We start from the raw sequence: 19,795 nt of genomic DNA, 5'->3' as shown, positions 1-19,795 counted from the left end.
TATGAAAGGCAATAAAGCTGTAGTACTAATTGTTATTATTGTTGTTGCTGCTCTAGCAGCTATCATATTTTCGATTACCTCTTTTTATCAAAATAATCAAACTCAAAGTGGTTATTCGCAATCAATAGAAGGAACTGTAGCAATTATCGATGATTCACGCATTTTAGTCATAAAAGGAAAAGATGCAGCTGAGTTAAAAGGCCAGACCGAAGATGAAATGTTGGAAGGTGTCAGTGAAGCGATTTGGTTTTCATTATCAATTGATCAAGTGAAAACAGTTAAGGAAATGGATTATGTGCGTATAAGTTATAGTAGCGTCAATGAATCATTTCCAGGACAAGCAAGTGCCAACGGCGTTAAGATTTTAAGTGACGAAACTAAGTAATGTTGATAAATAGTTAGAGTTATCGTGTGAGTAGCGACGTTGATAGCTTTATTATGGAAGAGGTATCACAAGTGTGAAAATAGACAAGCCGAAAATTCCAAAGCAACTTGAAGAGTTGGACGTTGCAATATTAATAGAAGTGGATGAAGAACGATTTATTTCCCGGGGAATTGTTTTGAATTGGAATGTCACTGAACTACCAGAGAACAAAATTAGTTTTGATCAAGTACATTTTCAAGATGTTGACTTTAATAGGGTTCGTTTTGACCAAGTGGAATTTATTGATTGTAAGTTCGAGCGTTGTGATTTGTCTAACGTAGACTTTGGTCAATCCATATTCCATAGAGTGGAATTTCAACAGTCAAAACTAGTAGGCGTACAGTGTACACAAAGCCGTTTTGGTCATGTATGGATGGATAGTTGTGTAGCAAATTATGCTGCGTTTAGTTTTAGTAAAATGAAACAAGTGAAGTTTCAGCATACAGCGTTTAATAAAGCAGATTTTTTCGAGTGTCTATTTGATAAAGTTGAATTTAATGAATGCGAATTAGACGCTTCGAATTTCACTGAAACTAGTTTAGACAAAATTGATTTAAGTTCATGTACGTATGAACAAATTACAGTGAGTGTTGAAAAACTTTCGGGTTGTACCGTTTCTACAGAACAAGCGATGGGCTTTGCCAAATCACTTGGATTACTCATAAAAGAATAAAAGCTGTCATGCTCAATGGTTGAGCGTGACAGCTTTTTTTATTAATAAAACAAATTAAGTACTTGATATATGACTGCAGCAAGAGCCGCACAAATTGGTAAAGTAATAATCCACGTTAATACAATTTTACGTGCTACTCCCCATTTAACGCCCTTCACACGTTGAGCTGAACCAACACCCATAATAGCAGAAGAAATAACATGAGTGGTTGATACTGGTAAATGAATCGTTGTTGCTCCGAAGATAATTAAAGCCGAAGATAAATCAGCCGCAGCGCCGTTAACTGGACGAATTTTCATGATTTTACCACCAACAGTTTTAATGATTTTATAACCACCGATAGAAGTACCTAATCCCATTGCAAGTGCAGCAGAAACACGAACCCACATTTGAATATCATCTGTCGATTGTAATTCAGCAGCAATTAAAGCCAAAGTGATGATACCCATAGCTTTTTGTGCATCGTTAGTACCGTGTGTAAATGACTGTAATGCGGCAGTAAAGATCTGGAAAGTTCTAAAACCTTTATTTGTCCGATAGAGGTTATTTTTCTTAAATAACACTTTAAACAACGTCATCATTAAAAATCCAACAGCTAGCGCTAGGAATGGTGAAATTAGTAACGCCTGTAAAATTTTCAAGAATCCAGTGTAGTTTAAAACCCCTAAACCAGCAGCAGATATAGCCGCACCAGCAATAGACCCAATCAATGCATGGGAAGAACTCGACGGAATACCGAAATACCAAGTAATTAAGTTCCAAGCAATCGCTGATAAAAGAGCAGCTAATATTACAAGTGAGCCATTTTCAAGCATGAATGGATCTACGATATCTTTTGAAATGGTCTTTGCAACACCTGTAAATGTCAGCGCTCCTACAAAGTTCATAACTGCAGCTAGCATAACAGCTGTTCTTGGCGGTAATGCCCGTGTAGAAACCGAAGTTGCTATGGCATTTGCTGTATCATGAAAGCCGTTAATAAAGTCAAATGCTAGTGCAAATATGACCACTAAAATAGTTAAAATTAGTATTGAATCCATGTATTTATACGCTCCTATGCATTACGCATAATGATTGTCTCAATCGTGTTTGCCACGTTTTGAGAGTAATCTGCGATGTCTTCAAGCTGTTCATAAATATCCTTAAATTGGATAATACGAATTGGATCTTTTTCATTCAAGAAAAGTTGTTTGATAGAAGTACGTAATACTTCATCACATTTGCGCTCGTAGTCTTTAATCAAGATTGAGTGTTCACGCATTTGTAGAAGTTTTTTGCTTGCCAATAATTCCATCGCTTTGACAATTTCATCCGTACTCTTAACAATATATTGCATAAAAGTACGCATCGATTCGTCAATGTCAATCAATGAGTACATATCTAAATAAGCAGTGAACGCTTCAATTCCATCTAAAATATCATCCATTTTATTAGCTAAATGAAGGATATCTTCGCGCTCGATTGGTGTCATAAATGATTTATTTAACTTTAAAATCAAATCATGTATTAATTTATCGCCTTCTGTTTCATAGTTTTTTATTTTAACGCTTAGTTCTTTTAAATCTGCCACACTGATTATTTTGAAGTCATCCGCATAGTGAGCTGCTTCTCTAACCGTTTCTGATATTTGAAGTAAAGCTGTAAAAAATGGATCTTGTTTTTTTGAACTAAACATAAAAAGCCTCCTGGACTTAAATAAGATAGGTTAATTTGTTAACCTCAAACATCATAGCAAAAACTTTAGAAAATCAATACACTTTTTACTCTTATTAATTAAAATTTACAATTTTGTAACATAAGCCTGCGCACTTTCTCTTCCTATTTAAAAAACCCTGAAGAAAAACTAGATAAATTGATAAAGAAATAAAAAATTTAGAAAAATGAAACTTTTTATTTGGTGTTTCGTAAATATTAGTAGTCACTAAAGAATTGCTGAAATGGGAGTGTCTAGGATGGTGATTGAACAAGTTTATTTATATACATTGCTTATTGTGGGTGCTTTAACGATTTTGTATGTGTTTTTCGGAGATATGGCAGATGGGATAGGAGAAGGAATTCCTTTTCTAAATCCAGCAGTTATTTTGGCCATGGTCACTTTCGTTTCAACATCTGGCTATGTACTCGAAGTAACGACTTCTTGGAGTAGTTGGTTTGTATTATTATCCAGTGTGGTAGTGGGAGGAGTTCTTGATACATTACTTTACTTTTTAATTTTACTACCTATGGCATCATCAGAGGTTTCAATTGCCTATACGGATGAGTCGTTAGCAGGGGAAGTAGGGGAAGTAATTACCCCCATACCTGTTAATGGATTTGGAGAAATAGTCATTGAAACTGTAAGTGGATTAGTCCATAAACGAGCAGCTGGTTATGATAACGAAGAAATTGATTATGGCAAAGAAGTATTAGTGATTGAAGTGGAAGACGGGACGTTTCTTGTTCGAGAATACGAGGCCTTTGATTTTACAAAAATCGATAAAATGTAAATGGGGGAATTAACAATGACGTTAGAAGTGATGGTTGTTATCGGTATCGTAGGGTTTATATTACTTGCAATAATTGGGGTATACGTAACGAAATACAAAACAGTTGGACCTGATGAAGCACTTATAGTTACCGGAAGTTACTTAGGATCAAAAACAGTTCATACGGATGCCTCAGGAAATAAAATTAAAATCATACGTGGTGGTGGTACATTTGTATTCCCAGTATTCCAACAATCTAAGCCTCTTAGCTTACTATCAAGTAAATTAGAAGTAATGACACCTGAAGTATATACAGAGCAAGGTGTACCCGTAATGGCAGATGGAACAGCCATTATTAAAATTGGTGGATCGATTTCCGAAATAGCAACTGCGGCTGAACAATTCTTAGGGAAATCTAAAGAAGATCGTGAAAACGAAGCGAAAGAAGTGCTTGAAGGTCACTTACGGTCTATCCTTGGTTCAATGACAGTTGAAGAAATATATAAAAATCGTGATAAATTCTCACAAGAAGTTCAACGTGTCGCGTCGCAGGATTTAGCGAAAATGGGACTTGTCATCGTATCATTTACAATCAAAGATGTACGTGATAAAAATGGTTATTTAGATTCTCTTGGTAAACCTCGTATCGCACAAGTGAAAAGAGATGCAGACATTGCTACAGCTGAAGCAGATAAAGAAACACGTATTAAACGGTCTGAAGCAGCAAAAGAAGCACAGCAATATGAAATTGAACGTGCTACTGAAATTGCATTAGCAGAAAAAGAGAACTTATTAAAAGTTGCTGAATACCGTCGTGAGCAAGATATTGCTAAAGCTCGTGCTGACCAAGCCTATGAACTTCAAACGGCTCGCTCAAAACAAGAAGTTATGGAGCAAGAAATGCAAATTCAAATTATTGAGCGTCAGAAACAAATTGAATTAGAAGAAAAAGAAATTTTACGTAGAGAAAAACAATACGATTCAGAAGTGAAAAAGAAAGCAGATGCCGATCGATATGCAGTGGAACAAACTGCAGCAGCTTCTAAATCACGTGTCATGGCAGAAGCAGATGCAGAAAAATATAGAATCGAAGCAAGAGCGAAAGCTGAAGCAGATAAAGTTCGTCTAGACGGTATAGCAAAAGCTGACTCTGAACGTGCACAAGGTGAAACAGAAGCAGATATTATTCGACTTAAAGGTCTTGCTGAAGCTGAAGCGAAGCAAAAACTTGCTGATGCGTTTGACCACTTCGGCCAAGCAGCCGTTCTTGATATGATCGTTCGTATGATGCCAGAGTACGCGAAACAAATAGCAAGTCCTTTAGCGAATATCGACAAAATTACAGTAGTTGATACAGGTGGCGGTGAAGGCGGTGGTGCTAATAGAGTGACATCTTACGCAACCAATTTAATGTCGACTCTTCAAGAAACGTTAAAAGCATCTTCAGGTATTGATGTAAAAGAGATGCTTGAAAACTATTCTGGAAAAGGCACTCTTCGTCCAAGCTTAGATCGTATTTCATATGAAATGCAAGACAAGAAAAAAGAAGAAAAAGTGGAAGATCACGTATCTATATAGTGTATCAAGCTCTCCAGTTATTGGAGGGCTTTTTTCTTAGTAAAATAAATATAAAAAAGTAAAAATTTATGTAATTTAGCAAATTTTTAATGACAAATTGAATGAAAAAAGATACAGTTAATGAAGTATTTACATATAATGATGCTTGGTGTGGAGGTATATATGGCGTTATCCCGAAAGCAAATCATAGACATCAAAGAAAAACCTTCATTAAATCGCTTAATTATTGGCAATTCTAACGCTACGTACATCGGGAAATCAGATGAACTTGCTTATGGACTCCTATCGGTGCGCCCAGAACGCTCGGTTTGGGTAAGGTATACATCAGATGAAGGGATCGACGAAGTGGTCGAAAAATATACTGTAGTTCTTGGGGAACTTGAAGTAGAGTATGAGGACAGAACGTTTGTGTTACAAGAAGGCGACACAATAGATGCATCAAAATATCCTGAATTACTATCGTTTTATAGTCAAGCCGGGACTGATATTTTACTTGAAAAAACAGTTAGTATATATGAATCAGAATTTAGAGAGACAGAAATTGTCCAACGTGATGCAGCGGCAATTGAAAAAGTTGACGGGTATACGTTCCATCATTGTTCTAGAATCAAGGATTATTCCATTGAGCTTTGGAAGAAGCTTGATCAACCAATCGAACGTTCCAGAATGCTGATATGGGGGGCATATTTTCACGATATTGGAAAACTTGCAGTGCCATTAGAAATTTTAAATAAGAAAGATAAACTTACACCAATAGAATGGGAATTAATGAAAGCTCATACTACAAAAGGTGCAGAAATGATACGAAACCACGAACTTACATGGTTACGCGATTCTGCTTTTATCGTCGAAGAACATCATGAACGCTATGATGGAAAAGGTTATCCACACGGATTGAAAGGTGAAGAAATTTCATTAGAAGCAGCTATCGTTTCAGTAGTAGATTCTTTTGATGCCATGACAACCGATCGTGTTTATCGCAAAGCCCTATCAATAGATGAAGCAATACAAGAGATTGTTAAAGGTAGGGGTACTCAATTCCATCCTGATGTAGTGGATGTTTTCCTAAACTTATTACACGATCAACAATTTAAGTGGAGATAACAAAGTAGTACTTATGTGAGCAGCTTGCACTTTACAGGTGCAAGCTTCTTTTTATAAGTGGATGTTGAATTTTGATAAGCAAATGCTTACAAAGCTAATGATAATTAACCAGAAAAAATGTAGATATCGAAAGGGTGAAGTGTAAATGAACTATTTACAAAAGATGCGTGAGATGATTGGTAATAAACCGCTATTAACGGTAGGGTGTGGAGTAATTATTGAAAAAGGAAATCAGATATTATTACAACATCGTACGGATGCAGATGTATGGTGTATCCCGGGAGGCGTCCTTGAATTGGGAGAACAAGTTAGTGAAACAGCACGAAGAGAAGCTCAAGAAGAGACGGGATTAATCATTGGAGACATGGATTTCTTTGGCGTTTATTCAGGTGAAGAAGGATTTGCGGAATACGCGAACGGTGATCAAGTATTTAGTATTCAAATGATCTTTAAAACTTCAAATGTTTCAGGAGAATTAATTCAAAAAAACGAAGAGTCCCGAGCACATGTCTATTTTGATAAGCAGAATCTTCCACCTAATTTAAATTCTCATCAGAAGCGATTTATTATGGACTGGGTCCATCAAGTGCCTACTCCAATTATTAAATAAGCCAAAACACTCTTTAGTGTTTTGGCATCAGTCTGTAGATAAACTAGGTTTTGAATGAATAAAAAACCAGCAGGGACTGCCACTGCGCTTTCCGTGGGCTTGGCTTCAGCCTCCTCGTCACTACGTTCCTCCGGGGTCTTCAGTTCAAGCTTTTCCCACAGGAGTCTTCGTGGCAGTCCCTGCCTAGTGTGTTTAGACCTCAACAAAAGTTTGAAAAAGTACTAACGGTCCTTACACTAGTATTGTCCAACACCGTCAGACAACTTCACGAAGATTGAGGGATATGTTTATTCCATACATCTATATTTATAAGAATACTTTTGTCAACTATTTGAAGCCAAAACACTCTTTAGTGTTTTGGCTTTTTCTTTTTAAACACCCAATCTCTTTGAATAATAAATCCAACAAGAAATAAGATACTATCTACTATGCCCTTGATGACCATTTCACCTCTACCCGTTAAGAAGAACAGTCCATGCACAAGGCCAGCGGATATGGACATAATAACCGCAGCAAGAATCATGTATTTTACAAAAGAACGTTCGTCACCCTTTTTAAATACTTTCTTGCGATTAATTAAATAATTAAAACTTGCTGAAATGATTCTGGCTAAAAGTGTTGCAAAGATTATATACATTTCAGGTGCATCATCTTTCCATAACCAAATAAACAAAGCAAATAACGCCATATCCAATCCAAATGAAGCTAGTCCTGAGACAGCAAATTTAATGAAAATTTTATAGATTTGAAGTGAAGATTTTATCGGTTGAAAATGAGAGGACTTATTGTTGTTCTCATAAACCGTATCGATTTCGAATTCATGAATGGGTACGCCAGCATCTTTTGAAGATGCCAGCATATTTAATTCGTAATCAAATACTTCACCTTTTATCGATAGTAACCAAGAAAGGTGCTTTTTTGAAAAGAGTCGGAGACCCGTTTGAGTGTCTGTTATTCCAATTCCAGTTGTATAGCGGAATAGATTTCGAGTTAGTTTGTTTCCAAATCTACTTCTAAAAGGAATATCATCTTGGTCAAAATTTCTTACCCCTAATAAGATGCCATCGTGTTCAAAGGACGCTTGGTATAACGCACAAATATCTTTTGTGCGATGTTGACCGTCAGCATCTACTGTAATTATTTTATGGATATCAGGACGTTCATTTAAAATGTAATGGAAAGCTGTTTTCAGTGCTCTTCCTTTCCCTTGATTTGCTCCGTGATGAAGCACTTTCACTTCTGGAATTTTATCGATAGTTTCGAAAAAAGGAGTGAATTGTTGTCCGGAGCCATCATTAACTACGATTATATGTAAAAATCCGATATTGATTAACTCCTTAATAGTATGAAGGCAAGTGTCTTCAGGCTTATAAGCGGCTATAAGGATGCAAGTATGGTTCACACAAATCCCCCCTCCCCAAACAGTACCCATATCTCCCTAAATTAAAGCTTAATTTAAAGGAAACTTCATGATTGTGTCGAATCTTGTATCTAATACCATTATTAGTAGAGCTGAATCTTTAGGTAATGAATACAAAAAAGTCCTGTTAAATGTAAAAAACCATGCAAGAGAGATTAACTCCCTACATGGTTCTAAGATTCAATAGCATATAAAGCCAATATTAGTAACGAAATAATGAGTGTATTCATTATGTAATACGTATTCCTAGTAATTTGTCTGTCGAAAAAAGGTGAACGATCAACTAGTTTATAACTGACCACCATGATTAAAATGAGGACAATTATCGATAAAAAAGTGGGCATATTATAAACATGAATATCAATAAAGCGAACAAATATGAGTGTTGCCGCCATAATTACGCCATAAGCAACTCGTTTTAATTCCATTATTTATCCCCTCTCCTATTTTATAATTATAGCAAGTAGGGCTGTGGATAGGAAGAAAGCTTATGCAATCAACATAAATTTTAAGGGGGAATTCACATGATTCAATTTGTGGGGTTTGATAAGCAATATTTATCGCCTATGGCTACCCTGTTAGCTAACAGACATAGAGTGGAACGGAGTCGTTATTCATTCTTACCAAAAGAGTTTGAAGACCCAAAAGTAACTGAAGCTCTTCTACGTAAAGAAATAGAAAAGCCATTCGTTAATGGGATTGTCGCACTTCGAGAAGAACAAGTAATTGGCTATATGTTATATGAGTTTAAAGAAGACGCGAAAAAGGGACGTCATATTACGATTGACTATCCGTATATTGCTATAGCAGAAGATGCTCATCCTAGACTAGTACGTCTAATGTATGCTGAAGCGGGTGCAGAATGGATAGCTGGTGGCTATTTTCAACATATTATATACGTTCCAATTGGCTATGATCGGTTAGTTTATGAATGGCTAGAGCAAGGCTTCAGGTTCGAACAAAAATATGCAATACTAGATATTCAAAATTACCAACCAAAAGCAAAAGATACAGAACGCAAAGCTTTAAAAGTTCGTCGATTAGAAGAAAGTGATATTGATATGCTAAAACGGATGTCTCGTTGGAACAGTATTCACCAAGCATCTGCGCCTTCTTGGAACCCAATTACAAAAGAGTCTCTGGAAGATGTGAAAAGCGGCTATGCAGCACTTGCTAAAGATGCCGAAGCTATTGTCATGATTGGGGAACAAGAAGAAATTCCTGTAGGTTTCCATGTGTATTATGAAGCGGATTCTTCAGTCAATATGTTTACTCCTGATCGGGCAGTGGAGCTACCGGCTGCTTCCACTAATCCACAATATAGAGGACGGGGAGTAGGGAAAGCACTAGCAGATGCTAGTCATGCTCAGTTGAAGGAATTGGGTTACGATTATGCTTTAGCCGATTGGCATACACCCAACCACTTAGCATCCTACTTTTGGCCAAAACTCGGCTATCAACCGTTTATGATTCGTATGGTTCGTAAAGTCGATAACCGAATTGCCTGGGCACATGGCCAATAAAATTCGGATTGTAGGTTCAGTTGGTAGCGGTAAAACGACCCTTTCCCGAAAACTCGCTCTCCAAAAAGAAATTGATACTTATTCACTTGATGACGTAGTGTGGTCAAGAGGGTCTGAAGGAGACATAAGAAATTCGGATGAACAGCGTGATGCAATATTGAGTCATATCCTGCTTCAACCTTCATGGATAATCGAAGGTAGTCATCTCGGGTGGTCCATGAAAACATTTGAAGAAGCTGATCAAATTATCTTCTTGCATCCATGGTTACTGACACGCATTTACAGAATTTCATATAGGTTTTTTAAACAAAAAAGAGGCTTTGAAGAGGCAAGTTATACCCCGACATGGCGTATGTTTGGTCAAATGTTTAAATGGACCTATCAATATGAAACGATTTACAAGAAACAAGTGCGTGACATACTAAAAAAATCACCGGAAAATTCGATTGAAATTCGAGATGACAAAGAGTTAGGAGCTTGAAGATGAAAAAACAACCATTTGTGGCATCATGGAGTGGTGGCAAAGATTCTGCCATGGCTTACTATCGTGCAATTCAATTAGGAATGACCCCGAAACGATTGCTAACGATGTTTCAAGAAGACGAAGAAGTGTCAAAGTCTCATGCATTGCCACTTAATGTAGTCCAAGCTCAAGCGGAGCGAATGGGCGTCCCGTTAATGATTCGTGGCGCAGGGTGGGACGATTACGAAGCTAAGTTTATTGATGCGATGGATGAGTGTCGAGAAGACGGTATCACTCATGGGGTATTTGGTGACATTGATTTACAAGGACACTTAGAGTGGGTTCAAAAAACGTGTGCAAAATCGGATATTGTTCCGATTCATCCTCTTTGGCAGGAACCACGTCGCTCTATCTTAGAAGAACTGTTAACAGTTGGTTTTGAAGCGGTTATTGTGGTGGTCAATACAAACATGATGCCGGCAAAATATATAGGTCGAACGTTTACCCGGCACCTGATGGATGAGTTAGAAGCACTTGGAATTGATTCCTGTGGTGAAAATGGAGAGTTCCATACAGTGGTTATAGATGGTCCCATTTTTTCATCGCGTGTTCCCGTTACGTTTGGTAATGTGCGAGAGAATGAAGGATATGTGTTTTTAACCGTTTCGTTGGAAGCTTAATAGAAATTAAGAAAAAGGCAATCCGTTGATTAGGATTGCCTTTTTGAAGTGAGAATCTTATTTGATTTATGACAGGTAGTCTTTTAATTCGCTTTCTAAAAAAGGTTTAGCTTGTAAGAAATCAACAAACTCACGGTATTTTTTCATATCATTAGTTGTAGGTTTTTTTTCTGTGAAATAAGCACGAATTAATATGTTTTTTGGCGTATGTTCCATATCAATGAATTCGAGCAACTGAGCTTCATATCCAACAAGTTTTAATAACTCCGCTCGAATAGAATCTGTTGCTAGAGCAGCAAACCGTTCTTTAACTAAACCATGCTGAAGCATAACATCTAGGGCAGGACTGTTCAGTTGTGTGTTTAATTCATGTTGGCAACACGGTACACTCAAAATCACTTTTGCCCCCCATTTAACAGCACGAGCGAGCGCCATATCTGTTGCAACATCACATGCATGAAGGGTGACGACCATATCTACAGATGTTTCATCATTGTAATCATTAATATCCCCAACTAAAAACTCAAGATTCTCATAGTTCAAGTCATTCGCGATTTGTTGACATTCTTCAATGACTTCTTTTTTCAAATCGAGCCCTGTGACGCGAATATCTAATCCTTTTTCAATATGCAAATAATGATATAAAGCGAATGTTAAATAGGATTTCCCAGATCCGAAATCTAATATTCGAACAGGTCTATCTTTCGGAAGGTGATCGAGAGCATCATCAATAAACTCAACAAAACGATTAATTTGACGGAACTTGTCATGTTTTTGTTTTTTAACTTTGCCATCAGGAGTTTGCACTCCAAGACGCACTAAAAATGGATAGAGAGTATCTTCGTCCAGCAAATAGTTTTTCTTTCGATTGTGGGAAAGGTTGACTACTTTTTTTGAATTGACACGTTCCGATTTCCAAAGCACTTTAAATTTCTTAGAAAGTTGAATTTGGATTTTTTCTTCTGCAAATTCTGCCTGAACTTGACGGAATTGTTGAAGCAGAAGATTAAGTTTTTCTGGTACATCAGATAAATCGAGATTTTCATGCTTTAACACGCGTTCGTACTGATATTCAAATTGAATCATATAAGTTCCCTTTAATTCAATGGGCTTTAATCGAACCCGTTTCACTTCATCCGACTTGGCACGAGGTTGGCTAATTGTTGCAGAGATTAGGTGTTTGTTGTTGATTAAATCGGTTATTTGATCAAGCATTTCTTGGTAGTCCATTTAGTCCGCCTTCTTTTCAAGTTTCTTACCGATAGTTTATCACATTCACCAAGATTCCATTTCTTAGGACTATGTTGAAGCTAGAATTGCTGAATGGACAGAAATTTGTTTGAGTGGACTGAAACACAGCATGAGTGGACGAAAAGTTGTATTGAATGGATGAAATCACAGTGTGAGTGGACGAAAAGACGACTCGGATGGACAGAAATTCATTGTGGTCGAAAAGTTGATATAGTTGGTCGCAAACCCACTAAAGTTGGTCAGAAACTCACACTAAATGGTCGGAAACCAATTAATGTTGGTCGCAAACTCAATTTATATGGTCGCAAATCACTCAATGTAGGTCAATTCGCCAAAAATAAATTTAAGAAATAAGCCTCTCTTCATCACGTGTCGTGAATAGGAGAGGCTTAATTATTTTGTCCATAGACGTTCAATGGTACTGTCGTTATTTCCAATGGTAAGTGTGTAAACATCGGGGTTGCTTAGTGATTTCCAATCTTTAAAACCAATGGACTCATCGAAATGTTTCAGAATCAAGCTCATGAGGTTACCATGTGTGACAAGTACACAATTGCTTGGTGATTCATTTAAAACGTTAATCGCACGAACTGTAGCTTCGCGACTAGATTCTCCACCATCAAGTTTTAAGTCCAAATCAGTAAAAGTTTTTTCTAGAAGTTCAAGCCAATTTGTTAAGTTGCCCGAACTCAATGTTCTTTCAGCCAAGCGCTCATCAATCGTGATGGGGATATTTTTTGATTGAGCTGTTGGTTGTATAGAATCTTGAGCCCGTTTAAATGGGCTTGAAACGATGTGTTGAATTTTCTTGTTTTTGAAAAAAGAGACTAACTCGTCAGCTTGTTGAAGTCCCAAGTCAGATAATTCAGCGTCGGGTTCTTGACCGGTTGCTGAACAGTGACGAACAAGATATATCGTTTTCACCTTCTAATCACTCCTTTAAAAATCACGCTTTTAATTAAAAGTATAAGATAAAAAACCCTAAAGCAAAATGCTTCAGGGCAATAGATTAAACTAGTTTTTTCATTAAATTAGCCATTTCAATTGCAGCAGTTGCAGATTCCCAGCCTTTATTGCCAGCTTTCGTTCCGGCGCGTTCGATTGCTTGTTCAATCGTGTCTGTCGTTAGTACGCCGAAAATCACAGGAATATCATGTTGGTACCCTGCATTGGCAACACCTTTTGCAGCTTCGCTACACACAAAATCAAAGTGTGGAGTAGAACCACGAATAACGGTACCAAGCGTAATAACCGCATCGTATTTTTTTGAAGCAGCCATTTGTTTTGCGACAAGTGGAATTTCAAATGCTCCTGGCACCCAAGCGATTGTTACATTTGCATCATCTACGCCATGTCTTTTAAGAGCGTCTTCTGCTCCACCTAAAAGTTTACTCGTTATAAATTCATTGAAACGTCCAACGACAATTCCAACTTTCAGTTCGGATCCAATTAAATAGCCCTCTAAATGTGTAGTCATATATAAGCTCCTCTATAAACTTAGGAAATGCCCAAGTTTGGTTTTTTTAGTTTTCATATAGTTTTCATTGTCTGTATGTGAGGGCATTTCAATTGCGACGCGCTCAGTTACTTCTAACCCATAACCATCGATACCAGCAATTTTTCTAGGGTTATTTGTTAAGAGTTTCATTTTACCTACACCTAAATCTCGTAAAATTTGTGCTCCGATGCCGTATTCACGCAAGTCATCTGCAAAGCCAAGCTGTTGATTGGCTTCGACGGTATCCATACCTTGATCTTGAAGAGCATAGGCTTTTAATTTGTTCATTAAGCCAATCCCACGACCTTCTTGGCGCAAATAAACTAAGACGCCTGACCCTGCTTCTTCAATTTGTTTTAAAGATGAGTGCAATTGTGAACCACAATCACATTTGCGGGAAGCAAAAACATCTCCCGTTAAACATTCCGAATGAACACGAGTAAGAGTAGGTGTGTCGGCTGAAACTTCACCCTTAATGAGGGCAATATGTTCTTTACCTGTCAACGTTTCAGTGTATCCAACCACTTGGAAATCACCATATTCTGTTGGCAACAGGATTTCAACTTCACGTGTAATTAATTTTTCATTCTTTTGTTTGTATGCAATTAATTCAGCGATGGTTAAGATGCCTATATTTAATCGTTCAGCAATAATGACAAGATCATCAAGTCTTGCCATGGAGCCATCTTCATTCATAATTTCACAAATGACGCCTGCTGGAGGAGAGCCTGCTAACAAAGCTAAATCAACAGCAGCTTCTGTATGTCCTGCACGTTTTAACACGCCGCCTTTTTTAGCAATCAAAGGGAAGACATGACCAGGTCGTTTGAAATCAGTCGCTTTCGATTCGCCGTTAATCATTTGTAGAATTGTATGAGAACGTTCAAATGCACTGATGCCAGTCGTTGTTTCCTTATGATCGACACTGATGGTGAAAGCTGTCCCATATGGGTCTGTGTTTTGGTCTGTCATTAAACCGAACTGTAGCTGCTGTGCAATTTCTTCAGCTACTGGTACACAAATTAAGCCTTTACCTTCAGTGGCCATTAAGTTGACGATTTCGGGAGTGGCAAATTCTGCAAGAGCAATAAAGTCACCCTCATTTTCACGATCTTCATCATCAACTACAATGATCGCTTGTCCTTTTGCCAATGCTTCAACTGCTTTTTCTACTGTATAAAACATTAAGAAACCTCCTATTTAAAATCCGTGTTCTGATAGCCATTGTTTTGACATTGTGGATTTAGATATTTGAATGCGCTCTGTATACTTAGCGAGCATGTCACACTCAATATTAACTTTGTCCCCAATGCCTTTGTATCCAATTAGTGAATCGTTTTGAGTTGTAGGAATCAAGGAAATGGAAATCGATGTTCGATCTACATGGAAAATAGTTAATGAAGTCCCATCCACTGCGACTGAGCCTTTTAACATCATGTATTTCATAAGGCTAGGATCTAATTCAATCTTTTTAGTAATGGCATTTGTTTCTTTAGTGATGGATCGAATGACGCCAATTCCATCAATATGGCCACTGACAAAGTGACCTCCGAAACGTCCATTTGCAGCCATGGCTCGCTCCAAATTGACACGAGAGTTGGATGATAATTGTGCTAAAGTGGTCGATTTAAACGTTTCAGGTATAACGTCTACTACAAACAAATCTTTCGTAAACGAAGAAACCGTTAAACAAACGCCGTTAACTGATATACTATCGCCTCTTTTTACATCATCTAAAACCGTTTTCGCTCGAATCGTTAATTCAAGTGCGTGTGGTTTTCGTTGAATAGACGTGACAGTACCAATTTCTTCAATGATACCCGTGAACAAATTTTTATCCTCCTTACTGAAAAGAGTATTAATGCGAACATAAACACCAAGATTTTTAGACCGAAAAAATGTTTAGCAGTATCATAATTAGCACGCCGAAGAACTGAATCTGTGGTTAGCGCATAGAAGTCTGCTTGAATAAAAAGATAGAACTAGTAAATAGGTTTTTGTTTTTTCCACCATGGGGCAAACGGGTGGTAAGGAAAGGGAATTATAGAAGTACCTCATTGTCGTTTATTGAAATAACTTCTAACTCATGACAAATAATCTCCTCACGATAGCGAGAAAGCGTCTTTACTAGATGTAAATAATAACGAAAACGAAGTAATTGATGTGTGATGATAGATGAAAATGCTCTACAAGAAGTGTTTTAGAGCATAACAAATAAACCTCTTCTTATTCTTCTCCCATCCAGACTTTAACTGTCGGTGTTGGATTTGCACCAACTCCACCGCTACTTTTTCAAGCACCGGGTCACGGACTTACAAATATAATTTGCTCACCGCCGGTAAGGAATTTCACCTTGCCCCGAAGAATATAAAGTGACTATTTGTCTTTTTAATAGTAGCACATAGAATGGAAATGATAAATCCAGGTGTTCTTTCCAAAGATATTGAACCAATTCTGAGCAATATTGTGAAAATAATGTAGTCCTTACAATTCGTCTGAATTTTGTGATAACATTAGCTTATTCACTGATTTCGCAAAGGGGGATTTTTCATGTTAAAGAAGCAAACAGTTGGAGCAGTAGTGCGAGAAATAGCCAAAAGCTATCCGACTACGGAAGCGTATGTATATCCAGAACATAATATTCGTAAAACATATGAACAATTTGACCAAGAGACGGATCACTTAGCGAAGGCCTTCATGGGGATGGGGATTACAAAAGGTGAACATGTGGCTATTTGGTCAGATAACAAACGTGAATGGTTATTAAGTCAATTTGCGACAGGTAAAATGGGTGCGGTTCTTGTAACGGTAAATACTAATTACCAAGAAAAAGAACTCGAGTATTTATTGAATCAGTCGGATGCAACCACGCTTATTTTAGGCGAAGAATTTAAAGGTACTTCATACATAGATGTAATAAATGCTGTGTGTCCAGAAGTGAAAACTTCCGAGAAGGGAGATATTCAATCTGAACAATTACCATTTTTTAAGCGCGTTATTGTTATGAGTGAAAACAAATATCCTGGGATTTATACATGGGGAGAGTTTGAAGCATTTGCATCTAAAATTACAGATGAAGAGCTTAATGAAAGATTAAGCTTGTTGCATGTAGATGATGTTATTAATATTCAATACACATCAGGTACTACTGGCTTTCCGAAAGGTGTCATGCTTACACATATGAACGTCGTCAATAACGGGCAAATTATAGGTGACTTTATGAAGTTAACACCACAAGACCGTTTATGCATTCCTGTACCTTTTTTCCATTGCTTCGGATGTGTATTAGGTACGTTAGCAGCGGTGACTCATGGTACAACGATGGTTTTACTGGAACAATTTGATTCGAAAAAAGTTCTACAAGCAGTACAAGATGAAAAATGTACTGGTCTTCATGGAGTGCCGACTATGTTTATTGCCGAATTAAATCATCCAGATTATAAAAAATACGATACATCTTCGCTACGCACAGGAATTATGGCAGGGTCTCCATGTCCGATTGAGGTAATGAAAAAAGTTATAGACGATATGGGAGCAAGTGAAATAACCATTTGTTATGGTCAAACTGAATCTTCGCCAGTGATTACACAAACGAAATCAGATGATGCTATAGAAAAAAGAGTAGCCACTGTCGGAAAACCACATCCACATGTCGAAGTGAAAATTATTGATCCTACCACGAATGAAGAATTGCCTATCGGAACACCAGGTGAATTGTGCACACGTGGTTATCACATTATGAAAGGTTATTATAAAAATGAAGCAGCTACTCACGCTGCAATTGACAATGAGGGATGGCTACATACAGGGGATATCGCGATTTTGGATAGCGATGGATACATCGAAATTACTGGAAGAATAAAAGATATGGTTATTCGTGGAGGAGAAAATGTCTATCCCCGTGAACTTGAAGAATTCTTATATCAGCATCCAAGCATTCAAGATGTTCAAGTCGTTGGAGTTCCTGTTCCGAAGTATGGTGAAGAATTAATGGCATGGATAATTGCCAAGGATGGGGTAACACTAAGTGCGGAAGAAATTCGTGCATATTGCAAAGGGAAAATTTCACATCACAAAATTCCGCGCTATATCGAGTTTACTGAATCGTATCCAATGACAGCGTCTGGTAAAATCCAAAAATATCTATTAAGGGAAATGTCTGTGGAAAAAATCCCGGCAACATAATTCGACATATTTCCCGGGAAATAGGTAATAGCTGTTAAACGTTGGTAATTCAACGTTTTGCTCGAAAAAATATACTCGTTCTTCTTCTATTTGCGTGTTATGATGAGTTTGAACTACTCAAAATATTCTCAAAGGGAGGAATAAATATGTCCGAAACTGGATATCAATTGATTGCTATTATTATTTACATGGCGGCCATGCTTTTCATTGGCTACTATTCCTTCAGACGTACATCAAACTTAACGGATTATATGTTAGGTGGTCGTTCACTAGGACCTGCTGTTACTGCACTTAGTGCTGGTGCTGCAGATATGTCTGGTTGGTTACTGATGGGACTACCGGGAGCTATATATGTATCCGGTTTAGTAGAGGCTTGGATTGCAGTTGGCTTAACTGCTGGAGCTTACTTAAACTGGTTGTTAGTAGCACCGCGTTTACGTGCGTATTCCCAAGTGTCTAATGACTCGATTACAATTCCTAGTTATTTAGAAAATCGCTTGAAAGACACTTCTAGATCATTGCGTGTCGTGTCTGGGATTATCATTCTTATCTTCTTTACGTTTTATGTATCTTCAGGAATGGTTGCTGGAGGGATATTCTTTAAGAGTTCTTTTGGACTTGATTACCACACAGGCTTACTTATTGTTTCTGCTGTTGTAATTGCGTATACCCTGTTTGGTGGTTTCCTAGCTGTTAGTTATACAGACTTTGTTCAAGGCGTTATCATGTTCTTAGCATTAATTTTAGTGCCAGTCATTGGTTTATTCTATGTAGGCGGATTCGAAGGTGCGGCAGAAAGTATTCGTGCTGTAGATCCTTCACGTTTAAGTTTTGTTAAAGGCGCTTCAGTATTAGGCGTACTTTCAGCTGTAGCATGGGGACTTGGCTACTTTGGTCAACCACATATAATTGTTCGCTTTATGGCAATTAATTCAGTAAAAGAAACAAAACAAGCAAGACGTATCGGTATGGGTTGGATGATATTAAGTCTTCTTGGAGCACTTGCTACAGGGTTGATTGGTATCGCTTTCTTCCAACAAAATGCTACTGCATCGTTAACTGATCCAGAAGCTGTGTTTATTGATTTGGGACAAATTATTTTCCATCCTTTCATCGCAGGGATTATGTTAGCTGCTGTATTAGCCGCAGTTATGAGTACAATATCTTCACAATTAATCGTTACTTCATCTGCATTGATTGAAGATTTATACAAAGTTGTATCGAAAAAGGAATCATCAGACAAAGAGTATGTCACATTGGGACGTATTGCTGTATTAGTGGTTTCTTTAGTAGCTATGTTCCTAGCATGGGAGCAAAGTAAATCAATCTTAGATTTAGTTGCATATGCATGGGCAGGATTTGGTGCTGCGTTTGGTCCTATTATTTTGCTATCTCTTTTCTGGAGAAAGCTAACAACATGGGGCGCACTTTCTGGTATGGTCGTTGGTGCGATTACCGTTGTCGTATGGGGCAACAATGAGGAACTAAAAGGCTTAATGTATGAAATCGTTCCTGGTTTCATTTTGTGCTTAATCTTCGCAGTCGTGGTGAGTTTGCTAACATATCGTAAAAACACTGAAATCGATCGTGAATTTGATGAAACAATTCAACTTTTAAACCAAGAGAAATAAATTTCAACCCACAACTTTCATAAGTTGTGGGTTGTTTTTGTTTGTGGTTGACCGATTGGTCAGTGAAGCATATAGTAAAGAATAATAGACATATAGTTTCTCATGCGAGGGAGGTTAATTGTTGTGAATATTATAGACATTAACAACTTAACAAAACGGTATGGCAAAGCCCGAGGTATCGAAGACATCACTTTTCAGGTTGCTGAAGGTGAAATATTTGGTTTCATCGGACCAAATGGATCTGGAAAAAGTACGACAATACGCACATTACTAAACTTTTTGTATCCAAC

At 37.5% G+C, this 19,795-nt stretch carries 22 protein-coding genes and 1 riboswitch; of the genes, 13 read left to right on the top strand and 9 right to left on the bottom strand.

Annotated elements, in window-relative coordinates; all coding sequences use genetic code 11:
- The first annotated feature begins 1 nt into the window (after position 1).
- Together WBG45_RS05525 and WBG45_RS05520 are read left to right on the top strand one after the other, a co-directional pair.
- The gene (locus WBG45_RS05525) at positions 2-385 is read left to right on the top strand and encodes a DUF3221 domain-containing protein (protein ID WP_424412779.1); all 384 of its coding nucleotides are present in this window, start codon (positions 2-4) and stop codon (positions 383-385) included.
- A gap of 73 nt (positions 386-458) precedes the next feature.
- Complete coding sequence (locus tag WBG45_RS05520) at positions 459-1,097, top strand: pentapeptide repeat-containing protein (RefSeq protein ID WP_424412778.1); 639 nt, start codon at positions 459-461, stop codon at positions 1,095-1,097.
- 41 nt (positions 1,098-1,138) lie between these two features.
- Here the strand turns inward: WBG45_RS05520 and WBG45_RS05515 are convergent, their stop codons facing one another.
- On the bottom strand, positions 1,139-2,137 hold the full coding sequence (locus tag WBG45_RS05515; RefSeq protein WP_024536668.1) for an inorganic phosphate transporter: 999 nt from the start codon (positions 2,135-2,137) through the stop codon (positions 1,139-1,141).
- A 14-nt stretch (positions 2,138-2,151) separates the two neighbouring features.
- The gene (locus WBG45_RS05510; RefSeq protein ID WP_424412777.1) at positions 2,152-2,772 is read right to left on the bottom strand and encodes a DUF47 domain-containing protein; all 621 of its coding nucleotides are present in this window, start codon (positions 2,770-2,772) and stop codon (positions 2,152-2,154) included.
- A 277-nt stretch (positions 2,773-3,049) separates the two neighbouring features.
- Here WBG45_RS05510 and WBG45_RS05505 point away from each other — a divergent pair, with 277 nt between their 5' ends.
- The 4 genes from WBG45_RS05505 (at position 3,050) to WBG45_RS05490 (ending at position 6,854) form a co-directional block, all read left to right on the top strand.
- Positions 3,050-3,583, top strand: a complete 534-nt coding sequence (locus WBG45_RS05505) for a hypothetical protein (RefSeq protein ID WP_424412776.1) — start codon at positions 3,050-3,052, stop codon at positions 3,581-3,583.
- Between the two features lie 15 nt (positions 3,584-3,598).
- Entirely contained in the window at positions 3,599-5,140 is a 1,542-nt protein-coding gene (locus tag WBG45_RS05500; protein WP_424412775.1) for an SPFH domain-containing protein, read from the top strand.
- A 120-nt stretch (positions 5,141-5,260) separates the two neighbouring features.
- Entirely contained in the window at positions 5,261-6,244 is a 984-nt protein-coding gene (locus WBG45_RS05495) for an HD-GYP domain-containing protein (RefSeq protein WP_424412774.1), read from the top strand.
- A 145-nt stretch (positions 6,245-6,389) separates the two neighbouring features.
- A complete protein-coding gene (locus WBG45_RS05490; RefSeq protein ID WP_424412773.1) occupies positions 6,390-6,854 on the top strand; it encodes an NUDIX hydrolase in 465 nt (154 codons plus the stop codon).
- Between the two features lie 349 nt (positions 6,855-7,203).
- On the opposite strand, the gene WBG45_RS05485 is transcribed toward WBG45_RS05490, so the two are convergent.
- A complete protein-coding gene (locus WBG45_RS05485) occupies positions 7,204-8,256 on the bottom strand; it encodes a glycosyltransferase (protein ID WP_424412772.1) in 1,053 nt (350 codons plus the stop codon).
- A 191-nt stretch (positions 8,257-8,447) separates the two neighbouring features.
- The gene (locus WBG45_RS05480; protein WP_424412771.1) at positions 8,448-8,702 is read right to left on the bottom strand and encodes a hypothetical protein; all 255 of its coding nucleotides are present in this window, start codon (positions 8,700-8,702) and stop codon (positions 8,448-8,450) included.
- A 96-nt stretch (positions 8,703-8,798) separates the two neighbouring features.
- On the opposite strand from WBG45_RS05480, the gene WBG45_RS05475 reads away from it, so the two are divergent.
- Genes WBG45_RS05475 through WBG45_RS05465 form a run of 3 tightly spaced genes read left to right on the top strand, consistent with a single transcriptional unit; the run spans position 8,799 to position 10,940 of the window.
- Entirely contained in the window at positions 8,799-9,797 is a 999-nt protein-coding gene (locus WBG45_RS05475) for a GNAT family N-acetyltransferase (RefSeq protein ID WP_424412770.1), read from the top strand.
- Positions 9,787-10,278, top strand: coding sequence for a DNA topology modulation protein FlaR (locus tag WBG45_RS05470; protein WP_424412769.1), 492 nt, complete (start codon positions 9,787-9,789; stop codon positions 10,276-10,278). Before WBG45_RS05475 ends, WBG45_RS05470 begins: the two co-directional genes overlap by 11 nt.
- A 2-nt stretch (positions 10,279-10,280) precedes the next feature.
- Positions 10,281-10,940: a diphthine--ammonia ligase gene (locus WBG45_RS05465; protein WP_424412768.1), complete on the top strand. Its 660-nt coding sequence runs from the start codon at positions 10,281-10,283 to the stop codon at positions 10,938-10,940.
- A gap of 66 nt (positions 10,941-11,006) precedes the next feature.
- Here WBG45_RS05465 and WBG45_RS05460 read toward each other — a convergent pair whose 3' ends face one another.
- Complete coding sequence (locus WBG45_RS05460) at positions 11,007-12,170, bottom strand: class I SAM-dependent methyltransferase (protein ID WP_424412767.1); 1,164 nt, start codon at positions 12,168-12,170, stop codon at positions 11,007-11,009.
- Between the two features lie 159 nt (positions 12,171-12,329).
- Between WBG45_RS05460 and WBG45_RS05455 the strand changes: the two genes are divergently transcribed.
- The gene (locus WBG45_RS05455; protein ID WP_424412766.1) at positions 12,330-12,545 is read left to right on the top strand and encodes a hypothetical protein; all 216 of its coding nucleotides are present in this window, start codon (positions 12,330-12,332) and stop codon (positions 12,543-12,545) included.
- 39 nt (positions 12,546-12,584) lie between these two features.
- On the opposite strand, the gene WBG45_RS05450 is transcribed toward WBG45_RS05455, so the two are convergent.
- The 4 genes from WBG45_RS05450 to ribE (WBG45_RS05435) all read right to left on the bottom strand — a co-directional run bounded on the left by WBG45_RS05450 (position 12,585) and on the right by ribE (WBG45_RS05435) (position 15,519).
- Positions 12,585-13,115: a histidine phosphatase family protein gene (locus WBG45_RS05450; RefSeq protein WP_424412765.1), complete on the bottom strand. Its 531-nt coding sequence runs from the start codon at positions 13,113-13,115 to the stop codon at positions 12,585-12,587.
- Positions 13,116-13,200: 85 nt separating this feature from the next.
- The gene (gene ribE / locus WBG45_RS05445) at positions 13,201-13,668 is read right to left on the bottom strand and encodes a 6,7-dimethyl-8-ribityllumazine synthase (protein ID WP_024536682.1); all 468 of its coding nucleotides are present in this window, start codon (positions 13,666-13,668) and stop codon (positions 13,201-13,203) included.
- 12 nt (positions 13,669-13,680) lie between these two features.
- Positions 13,681-14,874, bottom strand: coding sequence for a bifunctional 3,4-dihydroxy-2-butanone-4-phosphate synthase/GTP cyclohydrolase II (locus tag WBG45_RS05440; protein ID WP_424412764.1), 1,194 nt, complete (start codon positions 14,872-14,874; stop codon positions 13,681-13,683).
- A gap of 15 nt (positions 14,875-14,889) precedes the next feature.
- The gene (gene ribE, locus WBG45_RS05435) at positions 14,890-15,519 is read right to left on the bottom strand and encodes a riboflavin synthase (RefSeq protein WP_424412763.1); all 630 of its coding nucleotides are present in this window, start codon (positions 15,517-15,519) and stop codon (positions 14,890-14,892) included.
- Positions 15,520-15,914: 395 nt separating this feature from the next.
- Positions 15,915-16,059, bottom strand: a riboswitch (FMN riboswitch).
- A 180-nt stretch (positions 16,060-16,239) separates the two neighbouring features.
- Here ribE (WBG45_RS05435) and WBG45_RS05430 point away from each other — a divergent pair.
- From WBG45_RS05430 to WBG45_RS05420, 3 genes are all read left to right on the top strand, one after another.
- Complete coding sequence (locus tag WBG45_RS05430) at positions 16,240-17,874, top strand: AMP-binding protein (protein WP_424412762.1); 1,635 nt, start codon at positions 16,240-16,242, stop codon at positions 17,872-17,874.
- A 146-nt stretch (positions 17,875-18,020) separates the two neighbouring features.
- Positions 18,021-19,505: a sodium/proline symporter PutP gene (gene putP, locus WBG45_RS05425; protein ID WP_424412761.1), complete on the top strand. Its 1,485-nt coding sequence runs from the start codon at positions 18,021-18,023 to the stop codon at positions 19,503-19,505.
- A 123-nt stretch (positions 19,506-19,628) separates the two neighbouring features.
- On the top strand, positions 19,629-19,795 hold a 167-nt coding region (locus WBG45_RS05420; protein ID WP_424412786.1), incomplete at its 3' end, for an ATP-binding cassette domain-containing protein.

The organism is Paenisporosarcina sp., assembly GCF_049671445.1.
In the GTDB taxonomy this organism is placed as follows: Bacteria; Bacillota; Bacilli; order Bacillales_A; family Planococcaceae; genus Paenisporosarcina.
This window is presented reverse-complemented; position numbering and strand designations above follow the sequence as displayed.

Coding starts and splice junctions, on each gene's coding strand:
- WBG45_RS05525 (WP_424412779.1), top strand. CDS start 2: ATGAAAGGCAATAAAGCTGTAGTACTAATTGTTATTATTGTTGTTGCT.
- WBG45_RS05465 (WP_424412768.1), top strand. CDS start 10,281: ATGAAAAAACAACCATTTGTGGCATCATGGAGTGGTGGCAAAGATTCT.
- WBG45_RS05475 (WP_424412770.1), top strand. CDS start 8,799: ATGATTCAATTTGTGGGGTTTGATAAGCAATATTTATCGCCTATGGCT.
- WBG45_RS05490 (WP_424412773.1), top strand. CDS start 6,390: ATGAACTATTTACAAAAGATGCGTGAGATGATTGGTAATAAACCGCTA.
- putP (WP_424412761.1), top strand. CDS start 18,021: ATGTCCGAAACTGGATATCAATTGATTGCTATTATTATTTACATGGCG.
- WBG45_RS05460 (WP_424412767.1), bottom strand. CDS start 12,170: ATGGACTACCAAGAAATGCTTGATCAAATAACCGATTTAATCAACAAC.
- ribE (WP_024536682.1), bottom strand. CDS start 13,668: ATGACTACACATTTAGAGGGCTATTTAATTGGATCCGAACTGAAAGTT.
- WBG45_RS05515 (WP_024536668.1), bottom strand. CDS start 2,137: ATGGATTCAATACTAATTTTAACTATTTTAGTGGTCATATTTGCACTA.
- WBG45_RS05440 (WP_424412764.1), bottom strand. CDS start 14,874: ATGTTTTATACAGTAGAAAAAGCAGTTGAAGCATTGGCAAAAGGACAA.
- WBG45_RS05510 (WP_424412777.1), bottom strand. CDS start 2,772: ATGTTTAGTTCAAAAAAACAAGATCCATTTTTTACAGCTTTACTTCAA.
- WBG45_RS05495 (WP_424412774.1), top strand. CDS start 5,261: ATGAAGTATTTACATATAATGATGCTTGGTGTGGAGGTATATATGGCG.
- WBG45_RS05500 (WP_424412775.1), top strand. CDS start 3,599: ATGACGTTAGAAGTGATGGTTGTTATCGGTATCGTAGGGTTTATATTA.
- WBG45_RS05470 (WP_424412769.1), top strand. CDS start 9,787: ATGGCCAATAAAATTCGGATTGTAGGTTCAGTTGGTAGCGGTAAAACG.
- WBG45_RS05455 (WP_424412766.1), top strand. CDS start 12,330: ATGAAATCACAGTGTGAGTGGACGAAAAGACGACTCGGATGGACAGAA.
- WBG45_RS05505 (WP_424412776.1), top strand. CDS start 3,050: ATGGTGATTGAACAAGTTTATTTATATACATTGCTTATTGTGGGTGCT.
- WBG45_RS05430 (WP_424412762.1), top strand. CDS start 16,240: ATGTTAAAGAAGCAAACAGTTGGAGCAGTAGTGCGAGAAATAGCCAAA.
- WBG45_RS05480 (WP_424412771.1), bottom strand. CDS start 8,702: ATGGAATTAAAACGAGTTGCTTATGGCGTAATTATGGCGGCAACACTC.